The sequence below is a fragment of the Anaerobacillus alkalilacustris genome, from assembly GCF_001866005.1.
GTDB classification, from domain to species: domain Bacteria; phylum Bacillota; class Bacilli; order Bacillales; family Anaerobacillaceae; genus Anaerobacillus; species Anaerobacillus alkalilacustris.
Genome location: NZ_MLQR01000031.1, coordinates 215,882 through 242,619, shown reverse-complemented (window position 1 = coordinate 242,619; position 26,738 = coordinate 215,882). Strand labels below are relative to the sequence as shown.

The 26,738-nt window shown below is 33.8% G+C and carries 26 protein-coding genes and 1 riboswitch; of the genes, 16 read left to right on the top strand and 10 right to left on the bottom strand.

The features are described from left to right. Positions 1-23: 23 nt before the first annotated feature. From BKP37_RS13985 to cysC, 7 genes are all read left to right on the top strand, one after another. Positions 24-920, top strand: a complete 897-nt coding sequence (locus BKP37_RS13985; RefSeq protein ID WP_071310219.1) for a substrate-binding domain-containing protein — start codon at positions 24-26, stop codon at positions 918-920. Further along, complete coding sequence (locus BKP37_RS13980) at positions 920-2,818, top strand: sensor histidine kinase (protein ID WP_071310218.1); 1,899 nt, start codon at positions 920-922, stop codon at positions 2,816-2,818. The genes BKP37_RS13985 and BKP37_RS13980 overlap by 1 nt, the downstream gene beginning before the upstream one ends. Then, entirely contained in the window at positions 2,793-3,461 is a 669-nt protein-coding gene (locus BKP37_RS13975) for a response regulator transcription factor (RefSeq protein WP_071310217.1), read from the top strand. Before BKP37_RS13980 ends, BKP37_RS13975 begins: the two co-directional genes overlap by 26 nt. Positions 3,462-4,015: 554 nt before the next feature. Continuing rightward, the gene (locus BKP37_RS13970) at positions 4,016-4,726 is read left to right on the top strand and encodes a phosphoadenylyl-sulfate reductase (RefSeq protein WP_071310216.1); all 711 of its coding nucleotides are present in this window, start codon (positions 4,016-4,018) and stop codon (positions 4,724-4,726) included. 31 nt (positions 4,727-4,757) lie between these two features. Then, complete coding sequence (sat, locus tag BKP37_RS13965; protein WP_071310215.1) at positions 4,758-5,912, top strand: sulfate adenylyltransferase; 1,155 nt, start codon at positions 4,758-4,760, stop codon at positions 5,910-5,912. Positions 5,913-6,083: 171 nt separating this feature from the next. Continuing rightward, entirely contained in the window at positions 6,084-7,163 is a 1,080-nt protein-coding gene (locus tag BKP37_RS13960; protein WP_071310214.1) for a sulfate permease, read from the top strand. Positions 7,164-7,185: 22 nt separating this feature from the next. After that, complete coding sequence (gene cysC, locus BKP37_RS13955; RefSeq protein WP_071310213.1) at positions 7,186-7,779, top strand: adenylyl-sulfate kinase; 594 nt, start codon at positions 7,186-7,188, stop codon at positions 7,777-7,779. 499 nt (positions 7,780-8,278) lie between these two features. Here cysC and BKP37_RS13950 read toward each other — a convergent pair whose 3' ends face one another. Then, positions 8,279-8,656, bottom strand: coding sequence for a YppG family protein (locus BKP37_RS13950; protein ID WP_071310212.1), 378 nt, complete (start codon positions 8,654-8,656; stop codon positions 8,279-8,281). A 217-nt stretch (positions 8,657-8,873) separates the two neighbouring features. Between BKP37_RS13950 and BKP37_RS13945 the strand changes: the two genes are divergently transcribed. After that, entirely contained in the window at positions 8,874-9,137 is a 264-nt protein-coding gene (locus tag BKP37_RS13945) for a hypothetical protein (protein ID WP_071310211.1), read from the top strand. A gap of 153 nt (positions 9,138-9,290) precedes the next feature. Here BKP37_RS13945 and BKP37_RS19365 read toward each other — a convergent pair whose 3' ends face one another. Continuing rightward, positions 9,291-9,392: a YjcZ family sporulation protein gene (locus tag BKP37_RS19365; protein ID WP_084034718.1), complete on the bottom strand. Its 102-nt coding sequence runs from the start codon at positions 9,390-9,392 to the stop codon at positions 9,291-9,293. 197 nt (positions 9,393-9,589) lie between these two features. Between BKP37_RS19365 and BKP37_RS13940 the strand changes: the two genes are divergently transcribed. Continuing rightward, positions 9,590-10,450, top strand: a complete 861-nt coding sequence (locus BKP37_RS13940; protein WP_071310210.1) for a site-2 protease family protein — start codon at positions 9,590-9,592, stop codon at positions 10,448-10,450. A gap of 800 nt (positions 10,451-11,250) precedes the next feature. Here the strand turns inward: BKP37_RS13940 and nrdG are convergent. The 3 genes from nrdG to BKP37_RS13920 form a co-directional block, all read right to left on the bottom strand. Next, positions 11,251-11,751, bottom strand: a complete 501-nt coding sequence (gene nrdG / locus BKP37_RS13930) for an anaerobic ribonucleoside-triphosphate reductase activating protein (protein ID WP_071310208.1) — start codon at positions 11,749-11,751, stop codon at positions 11,251-11,253. Positions 11,752-11,769: 18 nt separating this feature from the next. Beyond that, positions 11,770-13,620 carry an anaerobic ribonucleoside triphosphate reductase gene (locus tag BKP37_RS13925; protein ID WP_084034716.1) on the bottom strand — a complete coding sequence of 617 codons (1,851 nt, stop codon included), beginning with the start codon at positions 13,618-13,620 and terminating at the stop codon, positions 11,770-11,772. A 145-nt stretch (positions 13,621-13,765) separates the two neighbouring features. Next, a riboswitch (cobalamin riboswitch) is annotated at positions 13,766-13,955 on the bottom strand. 123 nt (positions 13,956-14,078) lie between these two features. Further along, positions 14,079-14,909: a hypothetical protein gene (locus tag BKP37_RS13920; RefSeq protein ID WP_071310207.1), complete on the bottom strand. Its 831-nt coding sequence runs from the start codon at positions 14,907-14,909 to the stop codon at positions 14,079-14,081. A 313-nt stretch (positions 14,910-15,222) separates the two neighbouring features. Between BKP37_RS13920 and BKP37_RS13915 the strand changes: the two genes are divergently transcribed. Continuing rightward, a complete protein-coding gene (locus BKP37_RS13915) occupies positions 15,223-15,705 on the top strand; it encodes a hypothetical protein (protein WP_071310206.1) in 483 nt (160 codons plus the stop codon). 606 nt (positions 15,706-16,311) lie between these two features. On the opposite strand, the gene BKP37_RS13910 is transcribed toward BKP37_RS13915, so the two are convergent. Then, on the bottom strand, positions 16,312-16,731 hold the full coding sequence (locus tag BKP37_RS13910; RefSeq protein ID WP_071310205.1) for a ferritin-like domain-containing protein: 420 nt from the start codon (positions 16,729-16,731) through the stop codon (positions 16,312-16,314). A gap of 637 nt (positions 16,732-17,368) precedes the next feature. Between BKP37_RS13910 and BKP37_RS13905 the strand changes: the two genes are divergently transcribed. The 5 genes from BKP37_RS13905 to BKP37_RS13885 all read left to right on the top strand — a co-directional run bounded on the left by BKP37_RS13905 (position 17,369) and on the right by BKP37_RS13885 (position 22,794). Then, entirely contained in the window at positions 17,369-17,764 is a 396-nt protein-coding gene (locus BKP37_RS13905; protein ID WP_071310204.1) for a GntR family transcriptional regulator, read from the top strand. Then, the gene (locus BKP37_RS13900) at positions 17,751-18,650 is read left to right on the top strand and encodes an ABC transporter ATP-binding protein (protein WP_071310203.1); all 900 of its coding nucleotides are present in this window, start codon (positions 17,751-17,753) and stop codon (positions 18,648-18,650) included. The genes BKP37_RS13905 and BKP37_RS13900 overlap by 14 nt, the downstream gene beginning before the upstream one ends. Continuing rightward, entirely contained in the window at positions 18,625-20,619 is a 1,995-nt protein-coding gene (locus tag BKP37_RS13895; RefSeq protein WP_071310202.1) for an SLC5/6 family protein, read from the top strand. The genes BKP37_RS13900 and BKP37_RS13895 overlap by 26 nt, the downstream gene beginning before the upstream one ends. 623 nt (positions 20,620-21,242) lie before the next feature. Next, on the top strand, positions 21,243-22,187 hold the full coding sequence (locus BKP37_RS13890; protein ID WP_071310201.1) for a DMT family transporter: 945 nt from the start codon (positions 21,243-21,245) through the stop codon (positions 22,185-22,187). A 67-nt stretch (positions 22,188-22,254) separates the two neighbouring features. After that, positions 22,255-22,794 carry an LOG family protein gene (locus BKP37_RS13885; protein WP_071310200.1) on the top strand — a complete coding sequence of 180 codons (540 nt, stop codon included), beginning with the start codon at positions 22,255-22,257 and terminating at the stop codon, positions 22,792-22,794. 186 nt (positions 22,795-22,980) lie between these two features. Here the strand turns inward: BKP37_RS13885 and BKP37_RS13880 are convergent, their stop codons facing one another. Together BKP37_RS13880 and BKP37_RS13875 are read right to left on the bottom strand one after the other, a co-directional pair. After that, entirely contained in the window at positions 22,981-23,382 is a 402-nt protein-coding gene (locus BKP37_RS13880) for a C40 family peptidase (protein WP_071310199.1), read from the bottom strand. A gap of 200 nt (positions 23,383-23,582) precedes the next feature. Beyond that, on the bottom strand, positions 23,583-24,101 hold the full coding sequence (locus BKP37_RS13875; protein ID WP_071310198.1) for a GNAT family N-acetyltransferase: 519 nt from the start codon (positions 24,099-24,101) through the stop codon (positions 23,583-23,585). A gap of 598 nt (positions 24,102-24,699) precedes the next feature. On the opposite strand from BKP37_RS13875, the gene BKP37_RS13870 reads away from it, so the two are divergent. Continuing rightward, positions 24,700-25,677 (top strand): aldo/keto reductase, encoded by a 978-nt coding sequence (locus BKP37_RS13870; RefSeq protein WP_071310197.1) that lies wholly within the window; start codon positions 24,700-24,702, stop codon positions 25,675-25,677. A gap of 378 nt (positions 25,678-26,055) precedes the next feature. Here BKP37_RS13870 and BKP37_RS13865 read toward each other — a convergent pair whose 3' ends face one another. Beyond that, positions 26,056-26,250, bottom strand: a complete 195-nt coding sequence (locus tag BKP37_RS13865) for an alpha/beta-type small acid-soluble spore protein (RefSeq protein WP_071310196.1) — start codon at positions 26,248-26,250, stop codon at positions 26,056-26,058. Between the two features lie 90 nt (positions 26,251-26,340). Beyond that, positions 26,341-26,496 carry a sporulation histidine kinase inhibitor Sda gene (gene sda / locus BKP37_RS19360; RefSeq protein WP_139193134.1) on the bottom strand — a complete coding sequence of 52 codons (156 nt, stop codon included), beginning with the start codon at positions 26,494-26,496 and terminating at the stop codon, positions 26,341-26,343. Between the last annotated feature and the right edge of the window lie 242 nt (positions 26,497-26,738).

Sequence of the window (26,738 nt, the reverse complement as noted above, 5' to 3'; positions counted from 1 at the left end):
TTGTCATTAGACGGTTTTGGACGATGATCATTTTATCATTAATAATAGTAGTTGCTTGTAGTGAAAAACAAGAACTAACCTACGTTCCCCTTATCTCAACAGAAGAGGAGAATGACACTTCTCTTCCAGAAGAATCTGAGAATGTTATTCGTACAGCATTTGCTTCGGTTGTTTCCCCTGAAGAAACAAGATATAAGTATGATTTATTAATTAAATATTTGGAAGATCACCTCGAGCGACCAATACTGATTATTCAAAAACAAACGTACGATGAGGTTAATGAGCTATTAAAAAACGGAGAAGTTGATTTAGCGTTTATTTGTTCACTTTCCTACGTTATTGGCACTGAGGAAGGGTATATGGTTGATTTAGCAACTACACTAATTGATAATGATGATGTTTATAGATCTTATATTATTACTCATAAAAATAGTGGCTTAGAAACGTTGGCAGATTTAAAAGGAAAGCGTTTTGCTTTTGCTGATCCGTATTCTTATACAGGAAGGTTAGCAGCTTTAGAAATGATAGTCCAAATGGGTTATACAGCTAACGATTTTTTTGAGGAGACATTTTATACGTACAGTCATGATTATTCAGTTAGTGCAGTAGCAAGGGGAGCTGTTGATGGTGCAGCGGTAGATAGTATTTTATTTGATATGTTACTAGATTTGGAGAATGAAGATGCAATGCAAATTCAAATTGTACAAAAAGGTCCTTGGGCAGGGGCACCTCCAATTGTTGTGTCTCATAAAACGGATGAAAACCTAAAAACAGATATAAAGGAATTAATTCTAACTCTTAATGAAGATCCACGTGGGCAACATATATTACAAGAATTGAAAATTCAGGAGTACGTTCCTATAAATCGAGAAAAGTATCAACCAATAAGAGATGCAATGAAGTTTATGGGTGGAGACTAATGTGGAGAAATGTAAAGGTTCCAAGCTTTATGACAAGTTGCTCTATTCATGTGAAAATTTATGGAATGGTATTTGCGATCATTTTTTTAATAACAATTATAAGTTTAATAGGAGTAAGGATCTCCATTACAGAAACGTTAACACAACAATTGGATGAAAGGGTTAAATCAATTGGAAGTGATGTAGCATCTAAAAGTAGTGACTTATTGCTTACCAATAATATATATGCCTTGCAAAAGTTAGTGAATGATACGATACAAAATAATAGGGATATTGAGTACGTATTTATATTAAATGAAAACGGAAGGACGGTTGTTCATTCGTATGAGGATGTATATATAAGTACTGAATTACTTCATGTTAACGAAGTAGACAAAGATGATCTTCATAATTTAGTTATGTTCGACACTGAAAAAGGCATCATTCGAGATGTGGCTGTTCCGATTGTTAAAGGTTTTGGTGGTACAGCGAGGGTGGGTTTACGCAGTGATTCACTTGATCAAGCGCTTCAAGATGTCACACAGCAAATGTTTGTCACGATGTTAATTGTACTTATGCTCTCTTTATTAATTGTGTTAGGGCTCACAAGGGTTATTACTTATCCGATCACACAATTAGTAAATTTAACGAAACAAGTAGCGAAAGGTGATTTTTCATCACGCATTCATAACTTTTCAAATGATGAAATCGGTAAACTCACTCATTCATTTAATTCAATGTTAGAGAATTTAGAAAAGGCAAGAAACGAAAAAGAAAAATACTATAAAGAAGTGTTAACAAGAAACAGAGAATTAACATTATTAAATAACATCTCTGCAAATATAAAAACAGTTGAGGAATTAAGAAACGTTTTAGAAAAATTTGTAGAGAATTTAGTAAGTGAACTTTCCTTAAACAGTGCCTTAATTCAAATAAAAGTAGATAATAACTATGAAACGTTTTTTAATTCGAAAGAAAACTGTTTAGTAGAATTTGAATTACTTAATAAACAAAATAGCCATTGCCTTTGTACTAGTACCGAAAAAAAGGTTAATAATTCACTACCTCTTATTGTAAAGGAGCAAAACGTTGGGAAAATAGAAATATGTAGTTTAAAAGAGCTCGACCCTTACTCCGTAAAAATAATAAAATCTATTTGTAATCAATTATCTGTCACTATTGAAAATATACAACTATGGCAAGAACTTAGGAAGAAAGAAAAAGTTCGACAAATGCTCCTTGGAAAAGTAATGACGGTACAAGAAGAAGAACGGAAACGGATTGCACGAGAACTTCATGATGAGACGAGTCACTCTTTATCATCTATATTGTTAGGGTTAAAGGTATTGCAAGAGGTAGACGATGAAAATCAGAGACAGCGTGAAATTACGAAGCTAAGAAACTTGGCACATCAAACAATTGAAGAAGTTCATGACTTAGCTTGGCAACTACGTCCGAGCATATTGGATAAGTTTGGATTAAAAGTAGCTATTGAGCGCTACACTGATGAGTTTAAAAAGAAATATCCTGTAGAATTTGATTTGATTTTAAAGGGTATTGAGAAAGAAAGACTTAGACCGGAAGTGGAAACAGCTATATTTAGAGTTGTCCAAGAGTCGTTAACCAATATTTTGAAATATGCAAATGCAACATCTGTTAGTGTCATTATTATGAAGAATGGCCAGATGATTTCTGTGATCATTGAGGATGATGGTATAGGTTTTCAAGTAGAAGAAGTGTTAAATAAAGATCCTTCAAAATATAATTTAGGGATTAGAGGAATGCAAGAAAGAGTTTCGTTAATAGGTGGGACGTTTAATATTGAATCTGAAATTGATGAAGGGACTGCTGTCATGGTGAAAATACCATTAAAAGATGGAGGGGGAGAAATTCTTGACAATCAAAATCATGCTAGCTGATGATCACCCAGTTTTTCGCTCAGGTTTAAAAAATATAATTTTAACAGAGAAAGATTTTGAAATTGTAGCAGAAGCTGAAAATGGAAATATTGCTATTGAGAAAGCAGAAAAATATACACCTGACATTATAATCATGGATATAAATATGCCCCAAAAAGATGGAATTGAAGCGACGAAAATAATTAAAGAAAAAGTTCCAGATACAAAGATACTAATCTTAACGATGTATTCTGACGAGGCCTATTTAAAAGAAGGATTAAATGCAGGAGCGTCAGGGTATGTTTTGAAGAGAGCTGTTGATACGGAGTTAATTGCAGCTGTTCAGACGGTATTAAGGGGAGAGCACTATATATATCCTACATTAATCCCTAGTTTATATGCTAAACCTAATGAAAGTGAACAAGAAAGTGAACAAGAAAGTGAAGTAGGATCGGAAGTTGACTTATTGAGTCCGAGAGAGAGAGAAGTATTAAAATACATCGCTCTTGGTTATACACAAAAAGAAATATCTACGGAATTATTTATTAGTATTAAAACCGTAGATACGTATAAGGCAAGAATAATGGAAAAAATAGACGCAAAGAAAAAATCAAATTTAGTTAGATATGCACTAAAGCACGGGATTATATCTAGTAAAGATTAAAAAGATGGCAGTTTTTTAATGTGAAATGCATTAGAAAACTGTTTTTTTTGAGGGGGGAAATTTAAAGCTGTGTGTGATTTTTCTACTTTTGGCATTAAAAGTTGGATTTGTGCAAGTAGGGGGGAACTCTCGTAAGTGAAACGTTAAAATGAAAAGTGAAAGGATCAAACCAACAAGTAAAAACGTCAGTAAATGCCTCCTTTTAGAGATAACTTCCCTTACTATTTCCGCAAATCTTCATCAACTATAAAAAAATTCCTTTTTCATCCTTTCATCCCCTTGACAAAAGTCAGAAATTTTCTTAAAATCTTATTAAGTGATTAAACATATAAAAATACTCGGGATTAAAAAGGTTAAAAACTTGGAATTGAGCTGACTAGACAAACTAGAGGTGACATTAAGTTTCTAAAGGGAACTTTGTGTCGCCTTTTTTAAAAAGTAATAACAAGTAATTAGGTCTACGTAGAAACAGTTATCAATCAAATACCACTAATGAATGAAAGTACGTTAAAAATTTAGGAACAGTAAAAATTTGAACGTGAGGGGGAAGCTCTATGGCGAAACTGTCCTACAAAACAGTGACAGATGATGAGTTGAAAAATATAAATGAACAACTTGCCAAAAAGGATGCTATCGATATTTTAAAATGGGCATATAGTCACTTTGGTGAAGATATTGTTTATGCATGTAGCTTTGGTGCAGAGGGAATTGTACTTATTGATTTAATTAGTAAAGTAAATAAAAATGCTACCATCGTATTCTTAGATACTGAGTTACATTTTGAAGAAACATACGCACTTATTGAAAAAGTAAAAGCAAAATATCCAACATTAAACATTGAATTAAAGAAGCCTGAGCTTACAGTAGCAGAACAAAATGAGCAATATGGAAATGAACTTTGGAAATCGAGTCCTGATCAATGCTGTAAAATTAGAAAGTTAAAGCCTTTAGAAGAGGAATTATCTAAATACCAAGCATGGATATCGGGATTGAGGAGAGAGCAGTCTGAAACTAGAGCACATGTCCAATTCGTAAACCGCGATAATCGTTTTCAATCTATAAAAGTATGTCCGCTCATTCATTGGTCTTGGGATGAGATTTGGATGTATATTAAATTACATCAACTTCCATATAATGAGCTTCATGATCAAAATTATCCGAGTATTGGCTGTGCAAACTGTACGCTCCCAGTAGCCGATGGGAGAGATACACGTGCGGGTCGCTGGGCTAATTCAGGTAAGGTAGAATGTGGGCTTCATCAATAAAGTAACTAATATTTTTTAGGAGGAGTTAATAATGAGTTTAAGTATTCCACACGGTGGTTCTTTAGTAAATCGTTTTAATAGTCAATATGAATTTTCACATATAAAAGCTGAGGTAGAGTTAGATGATTTTGCCTTATCAGATTTAAAGTTAATTGCTAATGGTGCATTTAGTCCACTTACTGGATTTTTAGGAAAAGCAGATTATGAGAGAGTCGTTAATGAAATGCGTTTAGCGGATGGTACGGTTTGGAGCATTCCAATTACCCTCCCTGTAACAAAAGAAAAAGCAGAACAACTAACAATTGGCAAAGAAGTAAAACTTACAGTCAACGGAACAGTTTATGGTGTACTAGAGCTTGAAGAAGTTTATGTACCAAACAAATCAGAAGAAGCAGCGAACGTATACAAGACGACAGACCCTGCTCATCCTGGTGTAGCAAAACTTTTTGCTCGTCCGGATGTGTATATTGCAGGACCTATTACTCTAGTGAAAAAGATTGAAGCAGATAGATTTCAAGAGTTTTATCTTGATCCAGTTGAGACGAGAGAAAAGTTTACTAGTTTAGGATGGAATACAGTTGTAGGTTTCCAAACTCGTAATCCAGTTCACCGCGCTCACGAATATATTCAAAAATCTGCATTAGAAATTGTAGATGGATTATTTTTAAATCCGCTAGTTGGCGAAACGAAGTCAGATGATATTCCTGCCGATGTAAGAATGGAAAGTTATCAAGTATTACTAGAAAATTATTACCCACAAAACCGAGTTTTCTTAGCGGTTTTCCCGGCGGCGATGCGTTATGCAGGACCAAGGGAAGCGATCTTCCATGCAATGGTTCGTAAAAACTATGGATGTACTCATTTTATTGTAGGGCGTGACCATGCTGGTGTTGGTGACTACTACGGTACGTATGATGCTCAATTAATTTTCAGTAATTTCACTGAAAAAGAGCTAGGTATTACACCACTATTCTTTGAACATAGTTTTTATTGCAAAAAGTGTGGGAACATGGCAAGTACAAAGACGTGCCCACATGGTAAGGAAGATCGAGTTATCTTATCTGGTACAAAAGTACGTCAAATGCTTAGTAATGGGGAGGTTCCACCTCCAGAATTTAGTAGAAAAGAAGTTGTTGAAGTATTGATTAATGGTCTAGCCGGAAAAGTAGCACAGCTAACAAAATAGTTTACGGGCAATGTAGTGGAAGAAGTTTGATTGGGAAAATAAGACAGTCACCTAAGTATAAATGGTATTCACTTAGGTGACTGACAATTGTAGCCAGCTGACAAAGAAGTTTACCGTTTATCAATTGCCAAAACACGTTACAATTTCCGATAGTAGGAAAGGAAGAGGAAGATGGTATTAATCATCGTAGCTTTTATTATTGCCTTCTTTTTTGCGATGAATATTGGTGCTAGTGGAACGGCTGCAGCAATGGGCCCTGCATATGGAAGCGGTGCAGTTAAAACGAAAAGAACAGCGATGCTTATTGTAGCAGTTTTTGCTTTTTTAGGAGCATTAGCAGGTGGAGAGGTTGTTAAAACAATTGGAGGGGGGATTATTCCCTCTGACATTGTAAATGTTGAAATTACAATCATCATATTAGCTGCTGCGTGTTTAACGCTATTTATCGCTAATTTATTAGGTATCCCACTCTCAACTAGTGAAGTTGTAGTAGGTTCACTCGTCGGAGCAGGTATGGCCTTTCAAGCAGTATATTTCGACCGTCTCATCGTTATTGTTTCTTTTTGGGTAATTGTACCAATTGTAGCGTTTGTTTTAGCTATTGCTGCTGGTCACCTTATTCGTTTTTTAGAAAGGAAGTTTCCGGCATTAAAGAACAAAGGGAAATGGCATAAATGGCTCGTATTTTTATTAGTTATTTCAGGTGGTTTTGAAGCCTATGCTGCCGGAATGAATAATGTAGCAAATGCGGTTGGTCCCTTAGTAGGTGCAGGATTGATTGAAGTAAGTACAGCTGTTATTGTTGGAGGCTTGTTCGTTTCATTAGGTGCAGTAATTCTTGGTGGGAAAGTACTTGAGACAAATGGTAAGAAGATTACTAGACTTTCATTATTACAAGGAAGTGCCGTTTCTATTACCGGTGGGTCATTAGTTATTATTGCTTCCATCTTTGGATTACCTGTCCCATTAACACAAGTAACGACCTCAGCAATTATTGGAATTGGAACAGTAAATAATGGTTTTAAGGTAATGCAAAAAGATATTATAAAAAAAATCGCAATGGTCTGGGTAGTTTCGCCTGTTTTTTCTCTAGTAATTTGTTACGGTTTAATTACACTCTTTTTAAAAGCAGATTTTTACACAAGCTTTGTTATTATTAGTGTGTTTATTGCGACGATTGGATCGGTCCAACTGGCTCAAGCAGCGAGAAGAGAAAGAAGCGCTATTCACGATCAAGGTGGCGGAATTTAAATTTAAAAAAGTGGGGGTTACTATGTCAAGCAATATCGTCTGGCACGAAACGACAATTTCAAAGAGTGAACGTCAAGAAAAGAAAGGTCATAAGAGTTGTATCTTATGGTTTACTGGTTTGTCAGGTTCAGGAAAATCTACATTAGCCAATGCAGTAGAAGCAGCATTAATTCAACGTAACGTACATTCTTATGTACTTGATGGTGACAACGTTCGACATGGATTAAATAAAGGACTTGGTTTTACTGAAGAAGACCGAAAAGAAAATATTCGCAGAATTGGAGAAGTTTCAAAATTGTTTGTAGATGCGGGTGTTATTACATTAACAGCGTTTATCTCGCCTTTTCGTGAAGACCGTGATCAAGTAAGAGCACTAGTAGAAGAAGGGGAATTTATCGAAATCTTTGTAAATGCATCACTTGAAACATGTGAGAGCCGCGATCCAAAAGGACTTTATGAAAAAGCTCGTGCAGGTATTATTCCTAATTTTACAGGAATAAGTTCTCCGTATGAACAACCAGAAAATCCAGAGTTAACAATTGAAACCGATAATCTTTCAATTGAAGAAAGCGTAGCAAAAGTTATTCAATATCTAGAAACAAAAGAAATTATCTAGTGAAGTAGAAACTTAATTGGTTAATTATTAATAAATTTCATTAGTGTGCCTTTCATTATTGTTAGACAAAAAGAGTGTTTTTCCATACATGTGGACAAACGCTCTTTTTCGGTTACTTAATGTGTCTATTTTAAGTGGAATTTCAAACTCTGGTGTCATTTTTTGATTTGTACCATAGATTAGTAATAAGACAACGTTCATCAGCCATATACATTATAAAATATAAAAACTTGAGGTGAGGCATTGATGAAGGGTATTGATTGGCAAATGGTAAGTTTTGTAGGCTTAACGCTTTTCCATGAATATATTACATGTCGTCGTCTACCGAAAGTGTATTATTGGAATCGACAGTTTATGAAATAATTAATCTTTAGTATAAATTTGTGTATACTTTGTTCTAAATGGTAAATTCTGTTATTCTATCAAAGATAAGGGCAGTTGTTTAGAAGCGTGACTTCTAGCAACTGCCCTAATTCACTGTACTCTAAAAGGAAAGCTTTTATTTAAATAGTCCGCCAAACATCTTCATGACTGGACTTACTTGGTTTACGAAACCCATTGCTGTTTGAACTCCATTTCCAATCTTTTGGAAATCGAGTTTACCTTCATGATTATGGAATATACCCTTTTTTGGCTGTTGGAATGAAGACTGAGGTACCATAAGTTGCTGTGAATAATATTGATGTAAATTTGGTTGGTGATAAAAGTGAGGGGGCGGCATCTGCTGGTGTTCAATAGGAGTACCTAATTGTCTCCGTTTCCCAAACAGTCCTTTTGGTCGTGGACCTTCCTGATAGCCATATGGGTGTTGTTGATAGTAAGAATAATGATATCTATGAGGTGGCTGTTGATACATGTGACTTCTTTGTGGAAACACTTATTCTATCTCCTTTCAATAACTATTTAACATTACTATTCTAATCTATGAATATAGAAGTAAAAAGGAACGGTTTATTAACTATGAAAATCAAATTTATATAAAAATAGTGAAACTATCCAAGTTTATAGCCTTTTTTATAATAAAGTTAGAATATGTACAATCAAAAAGTGAAGCAGTAAATAAGATAATTAAAGAATAGGAAAAGGAGGTTATTATGAGTTATTACCAACTTTGTTGTCAGCATAAGGGGAAAGTTGTTCACATTTATGAAAAAACTGGAAAAGTGCACTGTGGAAGAATTGTAGAAGTAGATAGAGAATATGTTTGGCTAGATCCAATGGTTAGGGGACCAAGAGGTTTTGGATATGGCTACGGTGGTGGCTATGGCGGTTATAGATATGGTAGAAACCCTTATTTTGTTCCAGTTGCTCTAGCAGCAGTAGGCGGTTTTGCTTTAGGAGCCGCATTCTTCTGGTAAAAGTCCTTTCAAGAAAGAGGCTGTCTTTGGCAGCCTCTTCTGTGTAAATATTATGTAGTTTATTGTGTTTCATTATATAGTTATAACTCAACAGTTAAATGTATACAAAACAAAACGGGCGTCATTACGGTTGACGCCCATTACTTATTTCTCTTACAGCCAAGCAGTACCGATAATTACAAGTAAGATAAATAATACAAGAATTAGTGTAAAACCACCTATATAACCTGTTGTTGGTGTTGTACAACCTGTCATTAAAAAAAACCTCCTTTTGAAAGTTGGATACAATTTAATGTATGCATACAAACCTAAAGTGTTAAGGGATTATTTTGATTAGTTATTTTCGATTTTAAATGATAGTAAGCTCTACACATAATCACGAAGAGGTAGATAAAGGTATTTTTTGGCCAAGCTTTGCATAAAATGTAAAAATAATTTTTGGAGGGGAAAAGATGGATAGTACGCTCATGATGTTTTTTATAGCACTTTTATTGTCAGTGATTGTTCATGAATTAGGCCATTATGCTTCATTTCGTCTTTTTGGTGGTAGGGTTGAGGAGATTTCTCTTGGTTTTGGTCCTACACTTCTTCGTAAAAAAATAAATGGTAGTGTACTTTCAATACGTATTTTACCATTAGGTGGTTTTGTGCAACCGAATGAGAAGGATTTTAGTAAATATAATTACATTCAAAAAATTATTTTCTTTTCTGCTGGTATTTTTATGAACCTTGTCTTATATTTTGTCAGTATTGGTTTAACAAGTATAAGTCAAGGTAGGAGTTTTATTAATGGGTTAGTAGTAGCTATGGATGGGTTAATTTACATAGTCACTCATTTAGGAGAACTGTTCAAGTCTCTACAAATTGACCTGTTATTTGGTAGCCAAGGAAGCGTTGAATCTCAAGTTCAAATGGTTTACGATTTAGGTCATAATATGGAATTTTGGATGATGTTAGCTGCTATTAATATTACACTTATTTTGTTAAATAGCTTACCAATCCCTATCCTTGATGGGGGGAGGATTGTCATGACAACAGTTGAACATCTTTTTTTGAAAATTGGTGTTGCCAAGGGGAAAATTGAGAAAGTAACTAATCCTATTTACTTTTTGTCGTGGATGTTTGTTATGGGGCTAATTTGCCTACAAATTATTTCTGCCAATACATTTCAACTAGTTGAAAATGTATTGGATTTGAAAAAAAATTATGGAGTGACAAGTGTGGAAATTTTCCTTTGGATTAGTTTGATAACTGTAATATTTATAAACATTTTTGTATTTGTTTCTAACCGTTTCAAAAGTGTCAGACCCTAACGGACATAGGATACCTTATTTCACCGAATTGATCAAATAATTCGAGCTATCGGACATGAAGTACGCTATTTCATGAAAATCTGCAATATTTGGAGCTAAATTAAGTAAATAACGAACCTGATGTCCGTTAACCCTTTTAAAACACTCCTTTGTTCACAAATAACGGCTCTCTTGTCCGATAGAGTTAATATAATCAACACCGCTTATTGCACTAACATCCTTATTTGAACAACAAATGTCAGTCATTTATACCATATATTTTGTATCTCAATAATTCAAGAATGTAAAAGTTAATACAAGTAAATATAGGAACGAAAAATGCGAATATAAGTATGCCTAAACTTGCAAATAATCCATCTACTTCGTTCACATTGAAAATTTTGTGAAAACTAATTGTTGCTCCTAATAATAGAAGTGTATTGATACATAAACCTATTAACACTCCTAACCACTTATTTGTTTTCTTTTTATATATCCAAATAGAGGTGATGGTAGATAAAATTAAAGAAAATAATAAAGTCATATAAATAGCAATATTCAATTTAAACACCCCAATAATTTCTTGTTCTATTATTGCTTTCGTTAGCTTACTATGTTGCCAGAAAATAGCGTACCACATTGCGAATTGGTACGCTATTTCTATTGCTATATGTTATTTTCTCTCCAAAAGCTGAACCCGTTACTAAATGTGACAGTCCTTTTTAAGGATAAATTCGACCTAGTGAATAGCTACCATTTCCCCTTGCGATTACTCGCCGTATAAAACATTGCTTCTGCATAAACAAAGGGTGGCCCTTAATCTATAAGACTGATATTACTGGATTTTCCTTTGGATTTTTTGAATAAAATAAAGTTCTTAAATAGATAATACGTTGGTTACGACTTCCGCGATAGGTTAGGGAAAGGTCTTTTTCTTTTTCAATGAAGCGACCATCTACTAACACGTCAACATATTCAAGCAGTTCGAGTTCATGTTGATTTCCTCGTTGTAATAGCTCCTCGATTGTATAGCCAGTGTATGCCCAAATATTTTTTCCAGCTTGCTTCAAAGCTTTTGCTAATGGAACAATGTTTTTAGCTTGGAAAAATGGATCTCCTCCAGAAAAAGTAATATCGTTCAGAGGATTTACACATACGCTTTGCAAAAGTTCATCCAGAGTATAATCAGTTCCGGCATGTAATTGCCAACTTTGTGGATTATGACAACCCGGACATTGATGAGAGCAACCCGCAAAGTAAATGACTGTCCGTAATCCTTCTCCATCAACAATTGAATCTTCTTTGATTCCAAGGACTTTCAATGTTTTCAATCCTTCCTGTTAAGAATTTCTATGCTTAACACGCTTACCTTCTTCTTGTAATTTTGCGTTATTCCAACGTTTCAAGTCACCTACTAAATAACCAGTTATGCGGCGTATCCTTTCGAAGTTTAGCTCTTCAGTTTCACCGCAATTAGGGCATGTATTACCAATAATTCCGTTGTAATCACATGTAATACAACGATCAACAGGATGGTTGATAGATCCGTACCCAATATGCTTTTCTTTCATAGCTCTCACGATTTTTTCTAGAGCCTTTATGTTTGTTCGTGCATTGCCGTCCAATTCAATGTACGTGATATGTCCTGCAAGACACAACTTATGAAAAGGAGCTTCTCTACGTATTTTTTCAAATATTGATATGTTGTACTCAACAGGAATGTGAAACGAATTTGTGTAATAATCCTTATCAGTAATCCCTTCAATATTTCCGAATTGATCGCGGTCTATTTTTGTGAATTTACCTGAAAGACCTTCGGCAGGCGTTGCAATTACACTAAAGTTAAGCTGATGATCTATTGTCGCTTGTTCTGCGCGTTCTTTTAAACATCTAATAATGTTGTAGCCTAAATCCAAAGTTTCCTCACACTCTCCATGGTGCTTGCCAGTAAGTGCAACTAGAGTTTCAGCTAGTCCGATAAAGCCGATACTTAACGTACCTTGTTTTAGTACTTCACTGACACTATCATTTGGATTAAGCTTTTCTCCGTCTCGCCATACCCCTTGTGAATATAAGAAAGAAAATTCGCCGGCCGTTTTCGTGCATTGAAATTGAAACCGTTCAAGAAGTTGTTTAATAGTGATGTCTACAGCTTGATGTAATAATTCATAGAACTTGCTGATGTTCTTTTTCGCATTTAATCCAAGTTTAACTAAGTTAATGGAACTAAATGAGAGATTACCGCGACCTACAGATGTTTCTTTTCCGTGAATATTACCCATTACCCTTGTTCTACAACCCATGTAAGCAACTTCGCTTTCGGGTGTACCGTCATCATATTGTTGATTAAAAGGAGCATCAAGGAAAGAAAAATTAGGAAATAATCGTTCACTTGTAGTTTCTAACGCGAGTTGGAACAAATCATAGTTTGGATCACCCTCATTAAAGTTAATTCCCTCTTTTACTTTAAAAATTTGAATTGGAAAAATAGGTGTTTCACCGTTACCTAGTCCTGATTTTGTAGCTTTTAATAATTCCTCAACTAGTAAGCGACCCTCAGGAGAAGTGTCTGTACCATAATTGATAGAGACGAAAGGGACTTGACCACCACCTCGCGAATGCATGCTGTTTGCGTTATGAATAAAGGCCTCACATGCTTGATATGTTTGACGTCTAGTATCTTCCCAAGCTATTCTATCAACCTCTTCATATGTAAGTTTCCCATTAACTAGCTTCTGTATGGAAGCCTGATTGCTTTCGTAAGTTAACCGAATATACGGAGCCAAATCATAATCAAATTTTTGATATGATTGCCCACCGTGTTGAGTATTTTGATTAGACTGAAAAATGATTGATGCTAGGGCCATTGCGGTTTGAATCGATTTTGGTGGCCGTATTGAACCGTGACCAGTGTTAAACCCTCTTGCTAATAATTTATCTAATGGTATTTGGCAGCAAGTGGTCGTTCCTGTAGGATAGAAATCTTTATCGTGTATGTACAATATATTATCGTCGATGAATTTTCTAACATCCTCAGATAAAAGGAAATGATCGGTAAACCACTTTCCACTTTCAGAAGCAAATTTATTCATTTTACCTAAAGGAGAACGTCCATCTACATTGGCATTTTCATTTAGGATATCTTTATTCTCATCTACAATTTCTTTGAAACTTTCTATCAATATTTCCAAATTATTGCACCCCTTGTCAAATGTTATCAGGTCAAAATAAAAAGCCCTTTCAAACTTGAAAGAGCATGAAACGGCATAATAAAAGTAGAGAAAAAAAGTTTTTTCCCTTTTTGGCCATTTCAAAATCTTACTCCCCGAAGAAATGAAATCTTTGGAATGAATGGCAGGTCTCCTGGCTAATGCTTCATCCTACTACCTGAGCCTTCCCGTAAAAAAAGTCGTTTTTATACAGTGGTTGTCTCAGTTCGTCAGCACTTACAGTTGCGGGGACAGCTTCGGCTTTAAACCGAATTCCCTATTAAGTCTGAAAAGACACCTTTACATTCCGATATATAGTATTTTTGTGTGTAAAACACACTAGATATTGAATAAATAAATGATAATAGATTCATAGTTTTTTAGCAAGGTATTTCGTGAATTATACCTACTTTTTTTGACAAATAATTCACGAATATAATTTAACTTTGTTCATTTAGTAATCGTTTTTTGAAAGTATTAGCTAATAAAATTAATAGGAAATGATACCCTATATTGAGAAATCCTAATGGGAATTTAACTTTTACAAACCGGAATCTGTTCAACAACCAATCAGCAGCAGAACAAGTAATAATTACTGATAAATGATAATACCACCTGTTTTTCATAGCAGAAAATGAATTCAAGCATCCGCACATGATTGAATAGAGTGGTGCAAGGATAAAATGGGTTCTCCAAGAACGGGAATGTCCTAGTCTAAATTTTATTTGCTTTATAAGGGCTAATACAAATAAAAAGTTTGAGTTTGTGACGATTAGCATGAGAAACAAAGAAATAAACGAAACAACTTGAGAGGGACGTTGAATATTTTTATACCAAATATCACTGATTTTAAAATATATAGGAATAGAGATAAGAGTATAGATAGTTCGCCACCAATAAGGTTTAAATAATCCTAACCTAATAAACAAGTGTTCAATTCCAAAAAAGTAACAGCTAAATAATATCTTTGTTTTCCATCCTAATTCAAATATTGTGATAAATACAGCTGTAAATGGAACAAAGATTGCTTGAGATAATATTGCTCCAGCGATGTTGTCAAAGTGTGTATTTTTAAATATTTTTGGTTTGTAACAATAACTATTAAAAATGTTAAAAACTATATATTCAAAAAAATAAGCTAAACCAATATTTGATAATAGTAAGACAATTATTTTTTCTTTCGGTTTCTTTTTATAAATTGTGTAAATAAGTAAACTGGTGTGAATGATGAGTAGAAAAAGAAAAGGATATTTATTGTATTTGTTTTTCATAGGTAATCCCCTTAAGTAAGCTTTAACAATAGTATGGGTTCTTCGTTAATATCTTATGAGTGAACTTCAACAGTAAAATGTGTCTGATACAATTCTGAGCAGGGTTAATTTAGGGATTAGTAATAAAAATTTACATTTTTTGTAATAATATAAAAGTACGAAGTAGAGGGAGGAAAATAAGGTACAAAAACTAAAAGTGTTTTAAATAACAGAATACATAGGAAGGGTGTGTATATGTAGAAATTCGCGCTTTTTCAGAAGTGGGGAAATGTACCCAAAACCTCTTTGTTAAAAGATGTTTAAGGAGCGGAAAATGAAACAAGGAAAACGAAATTATGAGGCTTTATTTTGGAATATTGCACTTCCAGGTTTTGGACAATTTATCAATAAAAAATATTATAAGGGTACCATTTTACTAATCCTTGAAGTGGTTATTAATGTAATGAGTAACTTTAATTTAATAATTGTATATTCATTTAACGGTAACATTGATCAAGCTATAGGAGCGACGAATTACCAATGGCTAATGTTTTATCCGTGTTTTTATTTGTTTTCGTTGTGGGATGCGTATCGAGATGCTAACGAAAAAACAAAACCTTATTTATATTTACCATTTGCTTTTGGAGCATTTTTTGTAACGGTAGGGCTCATATATTCTGCACGTTTACTAATTTTTGGTGTGCTATTAGGTCCTGTTTTTTTACCGATGTTATTTTTAATACCTGGTTTTTTCTTTGGTTTATTACTTAGAGGAATTTTATTGAAAAGAAATTATCGTGAATTAAGAGTAGGATAAAGGTATAAAATATAAAAATTAATCCATGCGTGAATTTATAATTACCAAAACCGAGCTACATAATAATTGTTAATTAGTCAGAAACTGTTCATCGATGGGCGAGAATAATGAATTATTAAATGAAATGCCATACCAATGGGATGATATTTCTAAGAATGGTTGAAATAATACATTTATAGCTTATCGCATTCTAAGTTAAAGAAAATATCTTAATAAGTAACAAAGGTAATAAAACATGTACAAAGCCGCTTGAAGCAAAGTGGCTTTGTACTATAATTAGAATTTATAAATTTCTAACTTGGAAACTGTCTAGCGCAAGCAGCCTACGAGCTCGGTCACTTCAGTCAAGCAACAAACTTCAATTACTGCTTGAGATCCTTCGTCGATTAACTTCATGCAGCTTTGCTCCTGCGGTTACTCGTCGCACGAAAACAATTGCTCCTGCGGTTACTCGTCGCACGAAAACAATTGCTCTTGAGCAAACGGAGTGGCACAGGAGCAGCTGCTCGTGACCAAGGCGCTTGCGCTTTTCTTGTGTTTTAGAGAGGTTTTAATTTTATCCCACCCTTAAGGTGCAGTAAGACCCTTACTGATTGAATTTCAGCTTTATTGGATTAATTTACTTAATAGGAAAGTGTGTTGTCTATCGCGATCTAAGATTTCTTCGATTAGTTCACGACTCTCAGCGTCTAAGTCGCCTTTTACAATTTCTTCAGACATCTGAATCCCAAAATCTTCTCCTTTTAGAGCTCCTTTAATTAAACCTTCTGGTGTGTCAGGAAGATTTAGTTGATTAATAAATCCTTGAATAGAACCTACAAATCCTTCATCATCAACAGGTTTGCCTCCTAAATTTTGAATTCTCTCTGCTACTTTCATTGCATGAATTTTATGCTCTTGTTGAATTTGTTGGAATTCCTTCTTAATTTTAGAGTCTTTTACCTTTTGAATATAATGCTCGTAAGAATGAATCCCCATGTATTGACCTTTCAAAAATTCATTTAGCTCTTTAATAACATGTTCCATTATTTCACCACCTTATTAATAGTATTTGTGGAATTATTAATGTCATTCTTAATATCTATTTGGACAGTAGTTCTTCTCAATTAGTTTGAAACTATTCTCTCATTAGAACTTGATAAATTACCATTAATTGATCCCAGTTAATACAAAAATACAATTGAACCCCAAAATACAAAATCAAAGAAAAAGGTAATCAATCTATCTTGTTCAGTCGCCCTTAAAGTATCAGTTTGTTACTACTGTTCTCAATTAATTCCAGATAAAAGTTTCAGATAATTAATTAAGTCTAGATGGGAGTTGAAGAAGTACTACTTCGAAAAAAAACTTGAAATTTTACCCAACCACGTTATAATAAAACTGTACTATCAAAGATGATACAGGTAGTACACGAAACGCAATTTTGTAATAGTGGTTTTTAAAATTACTACTGTAATTGTGTAGTTGTCGACTTTTTTAACTGAGTTAGCAAGCTCGGGATCAGTTTATGGAGTATTGAAGGTTGACTTACCAAGAATTTATTAAATCCTAAACAAAAATCGTCTACCAAAATGTAGGAGGGAAAAATCGGTTCAAGGGAAACTCTTGAAATATCTACCAGGGTGATACCGAGAGTCATCATACGAAAGGAGGAAAATAGTGTATGTTTCAATTAGACATGCGTAGTAGGGTTCCGATATATGAGCAGCTAGTAGAAAAAATGAAGGAAATGATTATTCATGAAGTAGTGAAAACTGATGAACAACTTCCTTCAGTTAGGGCGTTAGCAGCCCAATTAACGATTAATCCAAATACGATTCAAAAAGCTTATCGAGAGTTGGAAAACCAAGGTTACATTTATTCAGTTCCTGGAAAGGGAAAATACGTTGCTCCACAAGCAGATACCACTAATAACGAAAAGGTGAAGAAGATGAAAAAGGAATTAGTGAAATTGATATCTGAAGCGTTATATCTAGGTATGAAAAAAGAAGAGATTTTATCTTTAATATCCATAGCGGAACAATCTGTAAAAGGGGGAGAGCAAGATGATTCAAATTGAAAATATTAAAAAATTATTTGAAGGAAATGAGGCGGTAAGTGACCTTAATCTCTTTATTAAAAAAGGCTCTATTTATGGATTGCTAGGTTCAAATGGTGCTGGTAAAACAACATTATTAAAAATGATTGCTGGTATATACAAAGAAGATTCAGGATCTATTTTTGTAGATGGTCAACCAATTTATGAAAATGTGAAACTAAAACAAAGAACAATATTATTAACAGATACTCTTTACTTTTTCCCTCAATCTACTGTAAAGCAAATGGCTAGTTTTATGAAAAATATGTATCCGACATGGAATGAAGAACGTTTTGAAAATTATAAAAAAGTCTTTCCTATCAACATAAATAAGAAAATTCATCGTATGTCTAAAGGAATGCAGCGTCAGGTTGCTTTTTGGCTTGCTTTAGCAGCAATGCCAGATGTATTAATACTAGATGAACCCCTTGATGGTCTCGATGCAGTAATGCGACAAAAGGTAAAAAATTTGCTCGTACAAGAAGTAGCTGAAAGAGAAATGACGATTTTAATCTCATCCCATAATCTTCGAGAAGTTGAAGATTTATGTGATCATATCGGAATTTTACACAATGGAAAATTAATCATTGAAAAGGAGCTAGATGATTTAAAGTCTGATATTCATAAGATACAACTAGCGTTTAAAGGCGATGTACCTGAGTTATTTCTAAAGCCATTTGATATTTTGTATAAAGAACAGCGAGGTAGTGTCTTGTTGTATATTGTTCGAGGTAAAGAAGAAGAAGTATCAGCTCATATTGAGTTTTATCAGCCGGTGTTATTCGATGTTTTACCACTAACGTTGGAAGAAATCTTTATATATGAAATGAGGGATGTTGGATATGCCATTGAAAACGTTATTGTTTAATCGGGGTGTTTTTGTTGAGAACACGAAAAATATAGGTTGGATAGGTATTGCCTATTTCCTGTCTTTATTCTTTGCCGTACCATTACAAATTTTAATGATTTATACAAGAGATAACTATTATCGTAGCTATACTTTAGTAGCTGATAACTTATTTCGGTTATCTGACGGATTTCAATTAATTTTACTTTCTGTTATCCCAGTGTTACTTGCACTCGTTTTATTTCGTTATGTACATGTCAAACTATCAACTGATTACATTCATAGTCTACCAATTAAGAGAGAAGCTTTATATCATCAGCATGTGTTATTTGGATTAGGAGTACTTGTTATACCTGTTTTTTTTATAGGCCTTATTTTATTAATCATTAGCAGCTTTATAGAGTTGCCACATTTATTGAGCTTAGCTGATATCGCTACTTGGATGGGGTCGACAATATTATTCACAGTCTTTATATTCATGGCAGCAGTATTTGTTGCAATGTTTACAGGAATGTCGGTTTTACAAGGGGTTTTAACATATATATTGATGTTCTTTCCGGCTGGATTGTCTATGTTGTTATTAATGAATGTGAAATACTCTTTTTATGGAATTGCGGTAGATTATCATTTAAGTCAAAAAATAGAAAAGCTTATTCCTTTTGTTAGGGCAAGCCAATTAGGCTTTGACGCATTAACTGGAAAAGAAATTTTCATGTATTTCCTGTTTATTGTTGTATTTTATGGAGTAGCACTTATAGCATACCGTAAACGAAAGGTGGAGTTAGCTTCACAGGCGATTGCTTTTAAATCTCTCGAACCAGTGTTTTTATATGGTGTCACCTTTTGTGCCATGCTTCTTGGTGGGTTGTATTTTGGAGAGACACAAAATTCAACTAGTTGGTTGCTATTTGGTTATGTTTTTGCTTCAATCATCGGTTATTTTGTAGCCTTAATGATAGTCGAAAAGTCGTGGCGCGTTTTGACAAAGTGGAAAGGGTATGGAACTTATGCCCTAAGCATATGTGTGTTGGCAATTGCATTTCAATTTGATATAACTGGATTTGAAAAAAGAATTCCAGCCGTAGAAGATATTGAACGTATTTATTTTGCTCCTTCTTTTTACTTAATGGACGGATATGATTATTATATAGAAGAGGAATATTTTACTCAAAACTATTATTATCAGGACGAACAAAATAAAGAAAACATAGTTGCTCTACATGAACAAATTATTAAGAACCAAAATTCTATCGAAAAAGGTGGTTGGGAACGAAGGCAATTCGCAATAGCATATGAATTGACAAGTGGAAAACATCTTGTTCGCCACTATCAGGTTCCTGTCACATTTCTAGAAGAGCATAAGGATTTGTACGGAGCAATCATAGAATCTGACGAGCACAAATATAACGTAAATTCAGTATTAAGAATAACTGACACTAATATAGTTGATAAAATTACAATTATCTCTAACCGAGGAACTCAACAAGTTTCTTTAACTAATCATTCTGATATTTCAGAATTTCATCAAATTTTACAGACGGAAATAATGGAAGAAACTTATGATGATTTGATGGATGATAGATCTGTATGGTCAAATATTGAGTATTTATTAAGTGATGACAAAAGGGTATTTTCAAGTTGGAAAAAATCTTATGATCAGATTGAAGCTTGGCTTCAAGAGAGAGATTTAGTGAAACAAGCACGATTAACGGCTGACGATATTCATTTTGCAGTAATAGTTAAAAGAGATGAGCGGCATCTATATGAATACATGAGGTACGAAAAAGATATACTTAACTTTGAGAAAATACCTGGTAGTATTCGAATTGAAGAGTATGATGAGTTAGAAGAATGTTTAATAGCATCATCATGGAATGATTCGGGTAAATATGTTATCGCTTATTATTATGAAAAGGATACTTTCTCACCTTTATTTGAAACGATAGATGATCAACACGTTCCTGAGTTTATTAGGGAAAAATTAAATTAACCTCAAACTCTGCAGTTCGGATATCGTAAAAAAAATTAAAATATAGAAAACGCACAGATCTGTGCGTTTTTTAGTTAGATTAATATTTATGGTTTGCATGTTTAGCTGCTCTTTAGGATACAGGTTCCGTTATTTTAGAAAGAAAACGAATTTTTACACTTTCGCGGACATCAGGTCTCTTATTTAGTTAGAATAATATGAAAAACACACTTTCAAGACTAAATAGCGGATTTTGTGTCCGCAAAATCCATAAATTAAGGCTTTTTTTCAAAATAAGGGATCTGGTGTCCAGAAAATTTTTACTCTCTCTCTTTTCTAACTTAGAAACTGTCTAGCACAAGCAGCCTACGAGCTCGGTCCCTTCATTAAGTTTATAAATATAATAATAAGATTTGTTGCTCTCACCTTTTTGAATATTTCCCTTGGAAAATCGACAAAATTCATATAATCTTATATTAGTTTACCCCATACTTAAGTTGAGAGTGACCTACTTAAAACACAAGGGCGGGGATTAATGGTTATGAAAGATAGGATAGGCTAAACTTATAATCAGTTGGAGGAGGATCGAACCCCACACTGATTGAGGTTCAGTTCAGCTTTAAAAGTGAGGAGAATTGTATCTAGTGTGGTCTGAGAAATTTTTTACGAATTCATATGGAATTATTTTGTCTGCAATTGTTTGTACAGCTTTATGGGGCAGTGCTTTCCCAGTTATTAAATTAAGTTATGAGGCATTAAATATTCAGCAGGATGAAACGGCTCAACAAGTTTTATTTGCAGGATATCGTTTTTTCCTATCTGCGTTACTTATTTTTACCTTTATGATTTTGATTAGGAGAAAAGTTAGCTACAAAAAAGGTTCTTTTAAGCCTCTATTAAAGATTAGTTTTTTTCAAACATATTTTCAGTACGTTTTGTTTTATATTGGACTAAGCTATAGCACTGGAATCCAAGGAGCAATTATTGCTGGAACAACTTCTTTTTTTCAAATTATTTTTGCTCACTTTATGTATAAAAATGATAAAATTTCAATGCGTAAAACGGTAGGGTTATTCGTTGGTTTTACTGGTGTTATATTAGTTAATATTACACAAGGGACATTTGAGTTTCAATTCGGATTTGGAGAGTTATGTTTATCAGTAGCGATGATTTCTAGTGCGTATGGAAATATTCTTGCACGTAACGGTGTGCAGACGTTGAATGTTATGTATTTAACAGCATCACAAATGCTGATTGGCGGCTTTGGCTTATTAATCACCGGCGTTGTTTTTGCTGGATTAATGCCATTTCAATTTACCCTCTATTCATTTGGATTACTCTTATATTTAGCATTTTTATCTGCAGCCGGGTTTGTTATATGGAATAATGTTATGAAATATAATAATGTAGGGCAAGTATCAATGTATTTATTCTTGATACCTGTATTTGGAGTTTTGCTTTCTTCAATACTGTTAGATGAGGTCATTCATCTTTTTGTTCTACTCGGACTAAGCTTTGTTACATCAGGTATAATTATCGTTAACCGTAAAAAGTCTGATAAGCAAGTTAAGATAAGGTCTGCAAGTTAATAATATAGTTTTTTGGAAAAAAACAATGATTTCAGTATGAACTAAATAGCTGAGGAAGGTGAAATTCATGAAAAAAGTTGCTGTTTTTTGTGGATCAAGAACTGGTCATGATCCAAAATATATGGAAGCTGCAAAACAATTAGGTAAAAAACTAGCTGAAGCTAAGATAGACCTCGTATATGGTGGTTCTATGGTTGGATGTATGGGTGCTGTCGCTGATGCGGTAATGGAAGGTGGCGGTGAGGTTATTGGGGTCATTCCAAAAAAATTAGCCAAAATTGAAGTTGCACATCAAAATTTAACGAAGCTCCATATTGTGGAAACGATGCATGAAAGAAAGGCGATGATGGCTGATCTTGCCGATGGTTTTATTGCATTGCCTGGTGGAAGTGGAACAATGGAGGAATGGTTTGAAGTGTTAACTTGGGCACAAATAGGTTATCACAAGAAGCCTTGTAGCTTGTTAAATATTAATGACTACTATACCCCCTTAATTTCTTTTTTTGATCATATGATTGAACAAGGTTTTGTAAATAAAGAGCATAAACAGTTGATCATAGTTGAAAATGAAATTGATAAATTAATTAATATTCTTAAACAATTTTAATATGAATCCTTAACTTCTAGCCATAGAGGTTACCTTCTTCACATCCAGAATGTTTCCAATTTAAGTTTTAAGATGGAGTTTGTGCTTTAACGGTTCTCCGAAAGAAGTCTCCCACTTCAAATTTCGTCAGAAGTTAAGTAGTGAGTAGTTCACTTTAAATAAAAGCTCATCAATTAAGGTGAGCTTTTATTGTGAAATAACTCGAGTTGCTCCTACTAATACTTTTTTCCAGTAAGGATCTAAGTCAGAAATTACTACCTTTTTTCCTTTTCGGTGAGTGTGAAGTATTTGATTGTATCCTAGATATATAGCAACATGACCTATTTTTTCAATTCCTTTTCTGTGTCTTCTATTTTTGGTTGTAAAAAATAATAAGTCTCCTTTTTTTATGTTAGAAACAGTTATTTTTACTCCAGCTTTATATTGTTCGCGTGAATTTCGAGGAAGAACAATTCCGTTTTCTCTAAAAATATATTGAATAAAAGAACTGCAATCAAAGGTTTTTGTTTGTAATGAGGGAGAGTTAAAAACGTAAGGCTTATTCAACTGTTTTAACCCTGTCAAAATAATTTTATCAGCTATCAACATACTAATCTCCTTTCTATTTCAAAGTGATACTATATTTTATCGACTTAATTCGAATTTGATTGGACAAGAAGAGTAGATAAATAGCATATTTTTGAGTATGTTATGAAATGAAAGGGTTATAAAATTTTAAAAGTTGGAAAACTGTCATCTTCAGCACCGACTAGCTCGGGACTTCTAACTTCTTTGAAAGATAGCGCCTATTAATCTATCTCCAATCCCATGATTATTGCACTGTGAAACGTATGCTTTTCGCAAAAATATCTCGAAATTTTTCCTTCGACAACAAAACCTAATTTTTCGTATAAATGAATGGCATTGATATTCTCCTCATGAACTTCCAAGTTGATTTTTCTAGTAATCTTATTTGTTTTTGCCCAATCTATCAAAAAGAACATCATTTTTTTAGCGATTCCTAATCTCCAGTATGCTTTTTTCACACTTACTCCAAATTTTCCGAAATGGATTGTTTTTGATCTAGTGCCTGAAGAAAAGTATAAATTACCAACAATTTTTCCACTGATTTCAGCAACTAAAAATAAACTTGTATGATCTTGAAGACTCATTTCAATTATGTCTTCTTCTTCCTCAACAGTTGTGTTAAACTCTCCCTCAGCAAATGTAAGGAATTTTGATTCGTTAGCAATTGTCTTTATTAACTCAATTAGTTGGCTTGCATCTTCCTTTTTAGCCTCTCTAATAATGAATTTTTTATCTACCATTATTTAACAACTCTCCTTTGGTAATTTTTCAGTACATGAATGGATTTCATCATACATAATTTCAAGGTACTATATTTAGTGGTGTGGTTACGCTTTCAACTAGCTGTCGTTGAAAAATAGTTACTAATTGATGAGGGGGAGACTTTAAAATGAACTTATTACATTAACAAGAGTATATTTATTTAATGCTATCTTATCTTCTCCACTCTACTTTAACAAGAAATGTGCACCCTTTTATTTTAATTGCTATAGTTTTTGACACTAAAATAATTTATTTCATCCCACTCATAATAGGCAGTAGTCCAAATTCAAAACTTAAGAAAATTGAGGTGGGCGATAAAGGTCCGAAATAGAATATCTTTCATCAGTGAGAGCTGATGATTAGTTAATGAAGGAACCCCCCACTGATTGAAGTTCAGCTTTATAATAAGATTTTATGCACCTAAGATATTTAATAGTTTGATGTTGTTGGATTTCTGGAATTATGAAATTCAATCAAATAGAAAAAGTTTCCTATTTGCCTAGAGTTGATCCCATATTTAGAGTTATACTATTTTTGTAAAGGTAAAATAACATTCTATATTAAGGTGGGATAAGTATGAAGGTAATGCCGTTACAAAAAAGAAAGATTTCAAACAGTCGTCTCGTGTTTGGGTGTATGGGTTTAGGTGGCGGTTGGAATCAAAATGGTATAACTGAGGAAGATATTATCCATGCAGAAAAAGCAATTGATGCGGCTCTTTCAATTGGGATAACCATGTTTGATCATGCTGATATCTACACATTTGGTAAAGCGGAGCAGGTTTTTGGGGAGGTATTAAAACGTAGACCACAATTAAGAGAACAAATCGTTCTTCAATCGAAATGTGGGATTCGCTTTCCAGAAGGTGAACTTCCAAACCGTTATGATTTTTCAACTGAGCATATCATAAACTCTGTTGATGAAATACTGGCGAGACTTGGTGTTGAATACTTAGACATATTATTACTACATCGTCCAGATCCATTAATTGAACCCGATGAAGTAGCTGATACTTTCGAGATTTTAGAGAAGTCAGGCAAGGTTCGAAATTTTGGGGTTTCTAATATGAATGTTGCCCAAATGAAGTTATTACAATCTTATTGTTCTTCGCCGATTGTCGTAAATCAACTAGAAATGAATTTACATAAGCTAGACTGGTTAGAGCAAGGAGTTTTAGTAAATCAAAGTTCAGGAACTCAGTATAACTTTTCTGATGGAATTATCGAACATTGTCGATTGGAAAATATTCAAATCCAAGCTTGGGGGCCGTTAGCAAAAGGTATCTACTCAGGAAAAGAGGTAGAGAATGCAACGGAATCTTATTTACAGACGAAACAATTAGTCAAAGAAATGGCCGAAAATAAGGAAACGACAATGGAAGCGATAGTTCTCGGTTGGCTAATGAGACATCCAGCTCTTATTCAGCCAGTAATTGGTTCAGCTAATGAAACTAGGATAAAAAATTGCGAAGATGCTACAAGACAATCACAGCTTATGACAAGAGATGAATGGTATTCTCTATATGTAGCTTCACGTGGGAAGTTGATGCCTTAATTTAGAGGTGATCGAAATATAGTTAGGGTAAGAATACGTAATGAAAGAGGCTGTCTGTTTAAATCAAGACAGCCTCTTTTCCTTTATCCCACTCTTAAAAGCAGTAAGCCCCCCCTTCAAAACTTAAGAAAATCGAAAAGTTTAGGTGGGGAATTAACTGTTCCAAAAGGTCCGATAAAGTATAACTTTCGTCAGCGAAAGCTGATGATTTGTTATACTTATGGCTGGTGGTATAAGTTAAACGAACAATCAGTGTGGAATGAAAGCCCCCCCACTGATTGTAGTTCAGCTTTTAAAAAACTTTTTCTTGTTAAAAGGTCATTAGGACCTAAGAGAATTAGGAGGAAGGAAAACCTAAACTCTTTATTTAAGTTATACTTAATGTAATTGTTGTTGAGCCATTTGTACAAGGCGTTTCGTAATTTCTCCACCAACTGAGCCGTTGGAACGAGAGGTTGTATCAGGTCCAAGTTGAACTCCAAATTCTTGTGCAATTTCATACTTCATTTGATCGAGGGCTTGCTGAACTCCAGGTACTAAAAGTTGATTTGAACTGTTGTTTCTCTGTGTCATTACAATTACCTCCTTAATAAAGTTGGTAATAGTATGTGTGTATAGAAATAGGATATACATATTTTGTGCAGTTTACATAAAAAGGATGTATTATGATGTTGAACGTTTATTTTGTTTATTTTCTAATAAGGTTAAACCCCTCCTCAATATCTCTTTTCTTAAAATAGCAATGAATTCTGCATCCAGATTTAGTTCCTTAGCTTTTATATAACTATCCAACAAAAGACTATCCTTTAATTGATGCAAAGAAATCACCTCCTGGATTAACTTACTTACATAATTCCCTAAAATAAGAAAGGAAAACCCATAATTCGATTCCAACCCAACGTATGTGCTTTTTCAATAGAGAATTCAAGTAACATAAACTTAAAATGTATGTTATTTTTTTTATAATCAGAATTTATAAATTTCTAACTTGGAAACTGTCCAGCTCCAGGCGCCATCGGCTCGATCACTTCAGACCTTCTCTTTCGGTCAAAAACCGACCG

Coding starts and splice junctions, on each gene's coding strand:
- BKP37_RS13985 (WP_071310219.1), top strand. CDS start 24: ATGATCATTTTATCATTAATAATAGTAGTTGCTTGTAGTGAAAAACAA.
- BKP37_RS13980 (WP_071310218.1), top strand. CDS start 920: ATGTGGAGAAATGTAAAGGTTCCAAGCTTTATGACAAGTTGCTCTATT.
- BKP37_RS13970 (WP_071310216.1), top strand. CDS start 4,016: ATGGCGAAACTGTCCTACAAAACAGTGACAGATGATGAGTTGAAAAAT.
- sat (WP_071310215.1), top strand. CDS start 4,758: ATGAGTTTAAGTATTCCACACGGTGGTTCTTTAGTAAATCGTTTTAAT.
- BKP37_RS13960 (WP_071310214.1), top strand. CDS start 6,084: ATGGTATTAATCATCGTAGCTTTTATTATTGCCTTCTTTTTTGCGATG.
- cysC (WP_071310213.1), top strand. CDS start 7,186: ATGTCAAGCAATATCGTCTGGCACGAAACGACAATTTCAAAGAGTGAA.
- BKP37_RS13945 (WP_071310211.1), top strand. CDS start 8,874: ATGAGTTATTACCAACTTTGTTGTCAGCATAAGGGGAAAGTTGTTCAC.
- BKP37_RS19365 (WP_084034718.1), bottom strand. CDS start 9,392: ATGACAGGTTGTACAACACCAACAACAGGTTATATAGGTGGTTTTACA.
- BKP37_RS13940 (WP_071310210.1), top strand. CDS start 9,590: ATGGATAGTACGCTCATGATGTTTTTTATAGCACTTTTATTGTCAGTG.
- BKP37_RS13920 (WP_071310207.1), bottom strand. CDS start 14,909: ATGAAAAACAAATACAATAAATATCCTTTTCTTTTTCTACTCATCATT.
- BKP37_RS13915 (WP_071310206.1), top strand. CDS start 15,223: ATGAAACAAGGAAAACGAAATTATGAGGCTTTATTTTGGAATATTGCA.
- BKP37_RS13910 (WP_071310205.1), bottom strand. CDS start 16,731: ATGGAACATGTTATTAAAGAGCTAAATGAATTTTTGAAAGGTCAATAC.
- BKP37_RS13905 (WP_071310204.1), top strand. CDS start 17,369: ATGTTTCAATTAGACATGCGTAGTAGGGTTCCGATATATGAGCAGCTA.
- BKP37_RS13900 (WP_071310203.1), top strand. CDS start 17,751: ATGATTCAAATTGAAAATATTAAAAAATTATTTGAAGGAAATGAGGCG.
- BKP37_RS13895 (WP_071310202.1), top strand. CDS start 18,625: ATGCCATTGAAAACGTTATTGTTTAATCGGGGTGTTTTTGTTGAGAAC.
- BKP37_RS13885 (WP_071310200.1), top strand. CDS start 22,255: ATGAAAAAAGTTGCTGTTTTTTGTGGATCAAGAACTGGTCATGATCCA.
- BKP37_RS13880 (WP_071310199.1), bottom strand. CDS start 23,382: ATGTTGATAGCTGATAAAATTATTTTGACAGGGTTAAAACAGTTGAAT.
- BKP37_RS13875 (WP_071310198.1), bottom strand. CDS start 24,101: ATGGTAGATAAAAAATTCATTATTAGAGAGGCTAAAAAGGAAGATGCA.
- BKP37_RS13870 (WP_071310197.1), top strand. CDS start 24,700: ATGAAGGTAATGCCGTTACAAAAAAGAAAGATTTCAAACAGTCGTCTC.
- BKP37_RS13865 (WP_071310196.1), bottom strand. CDS start 26,250: ATGACACAGAGAAACAACAGTTCAAATCAACTTTTAGTACCTGGAGTT.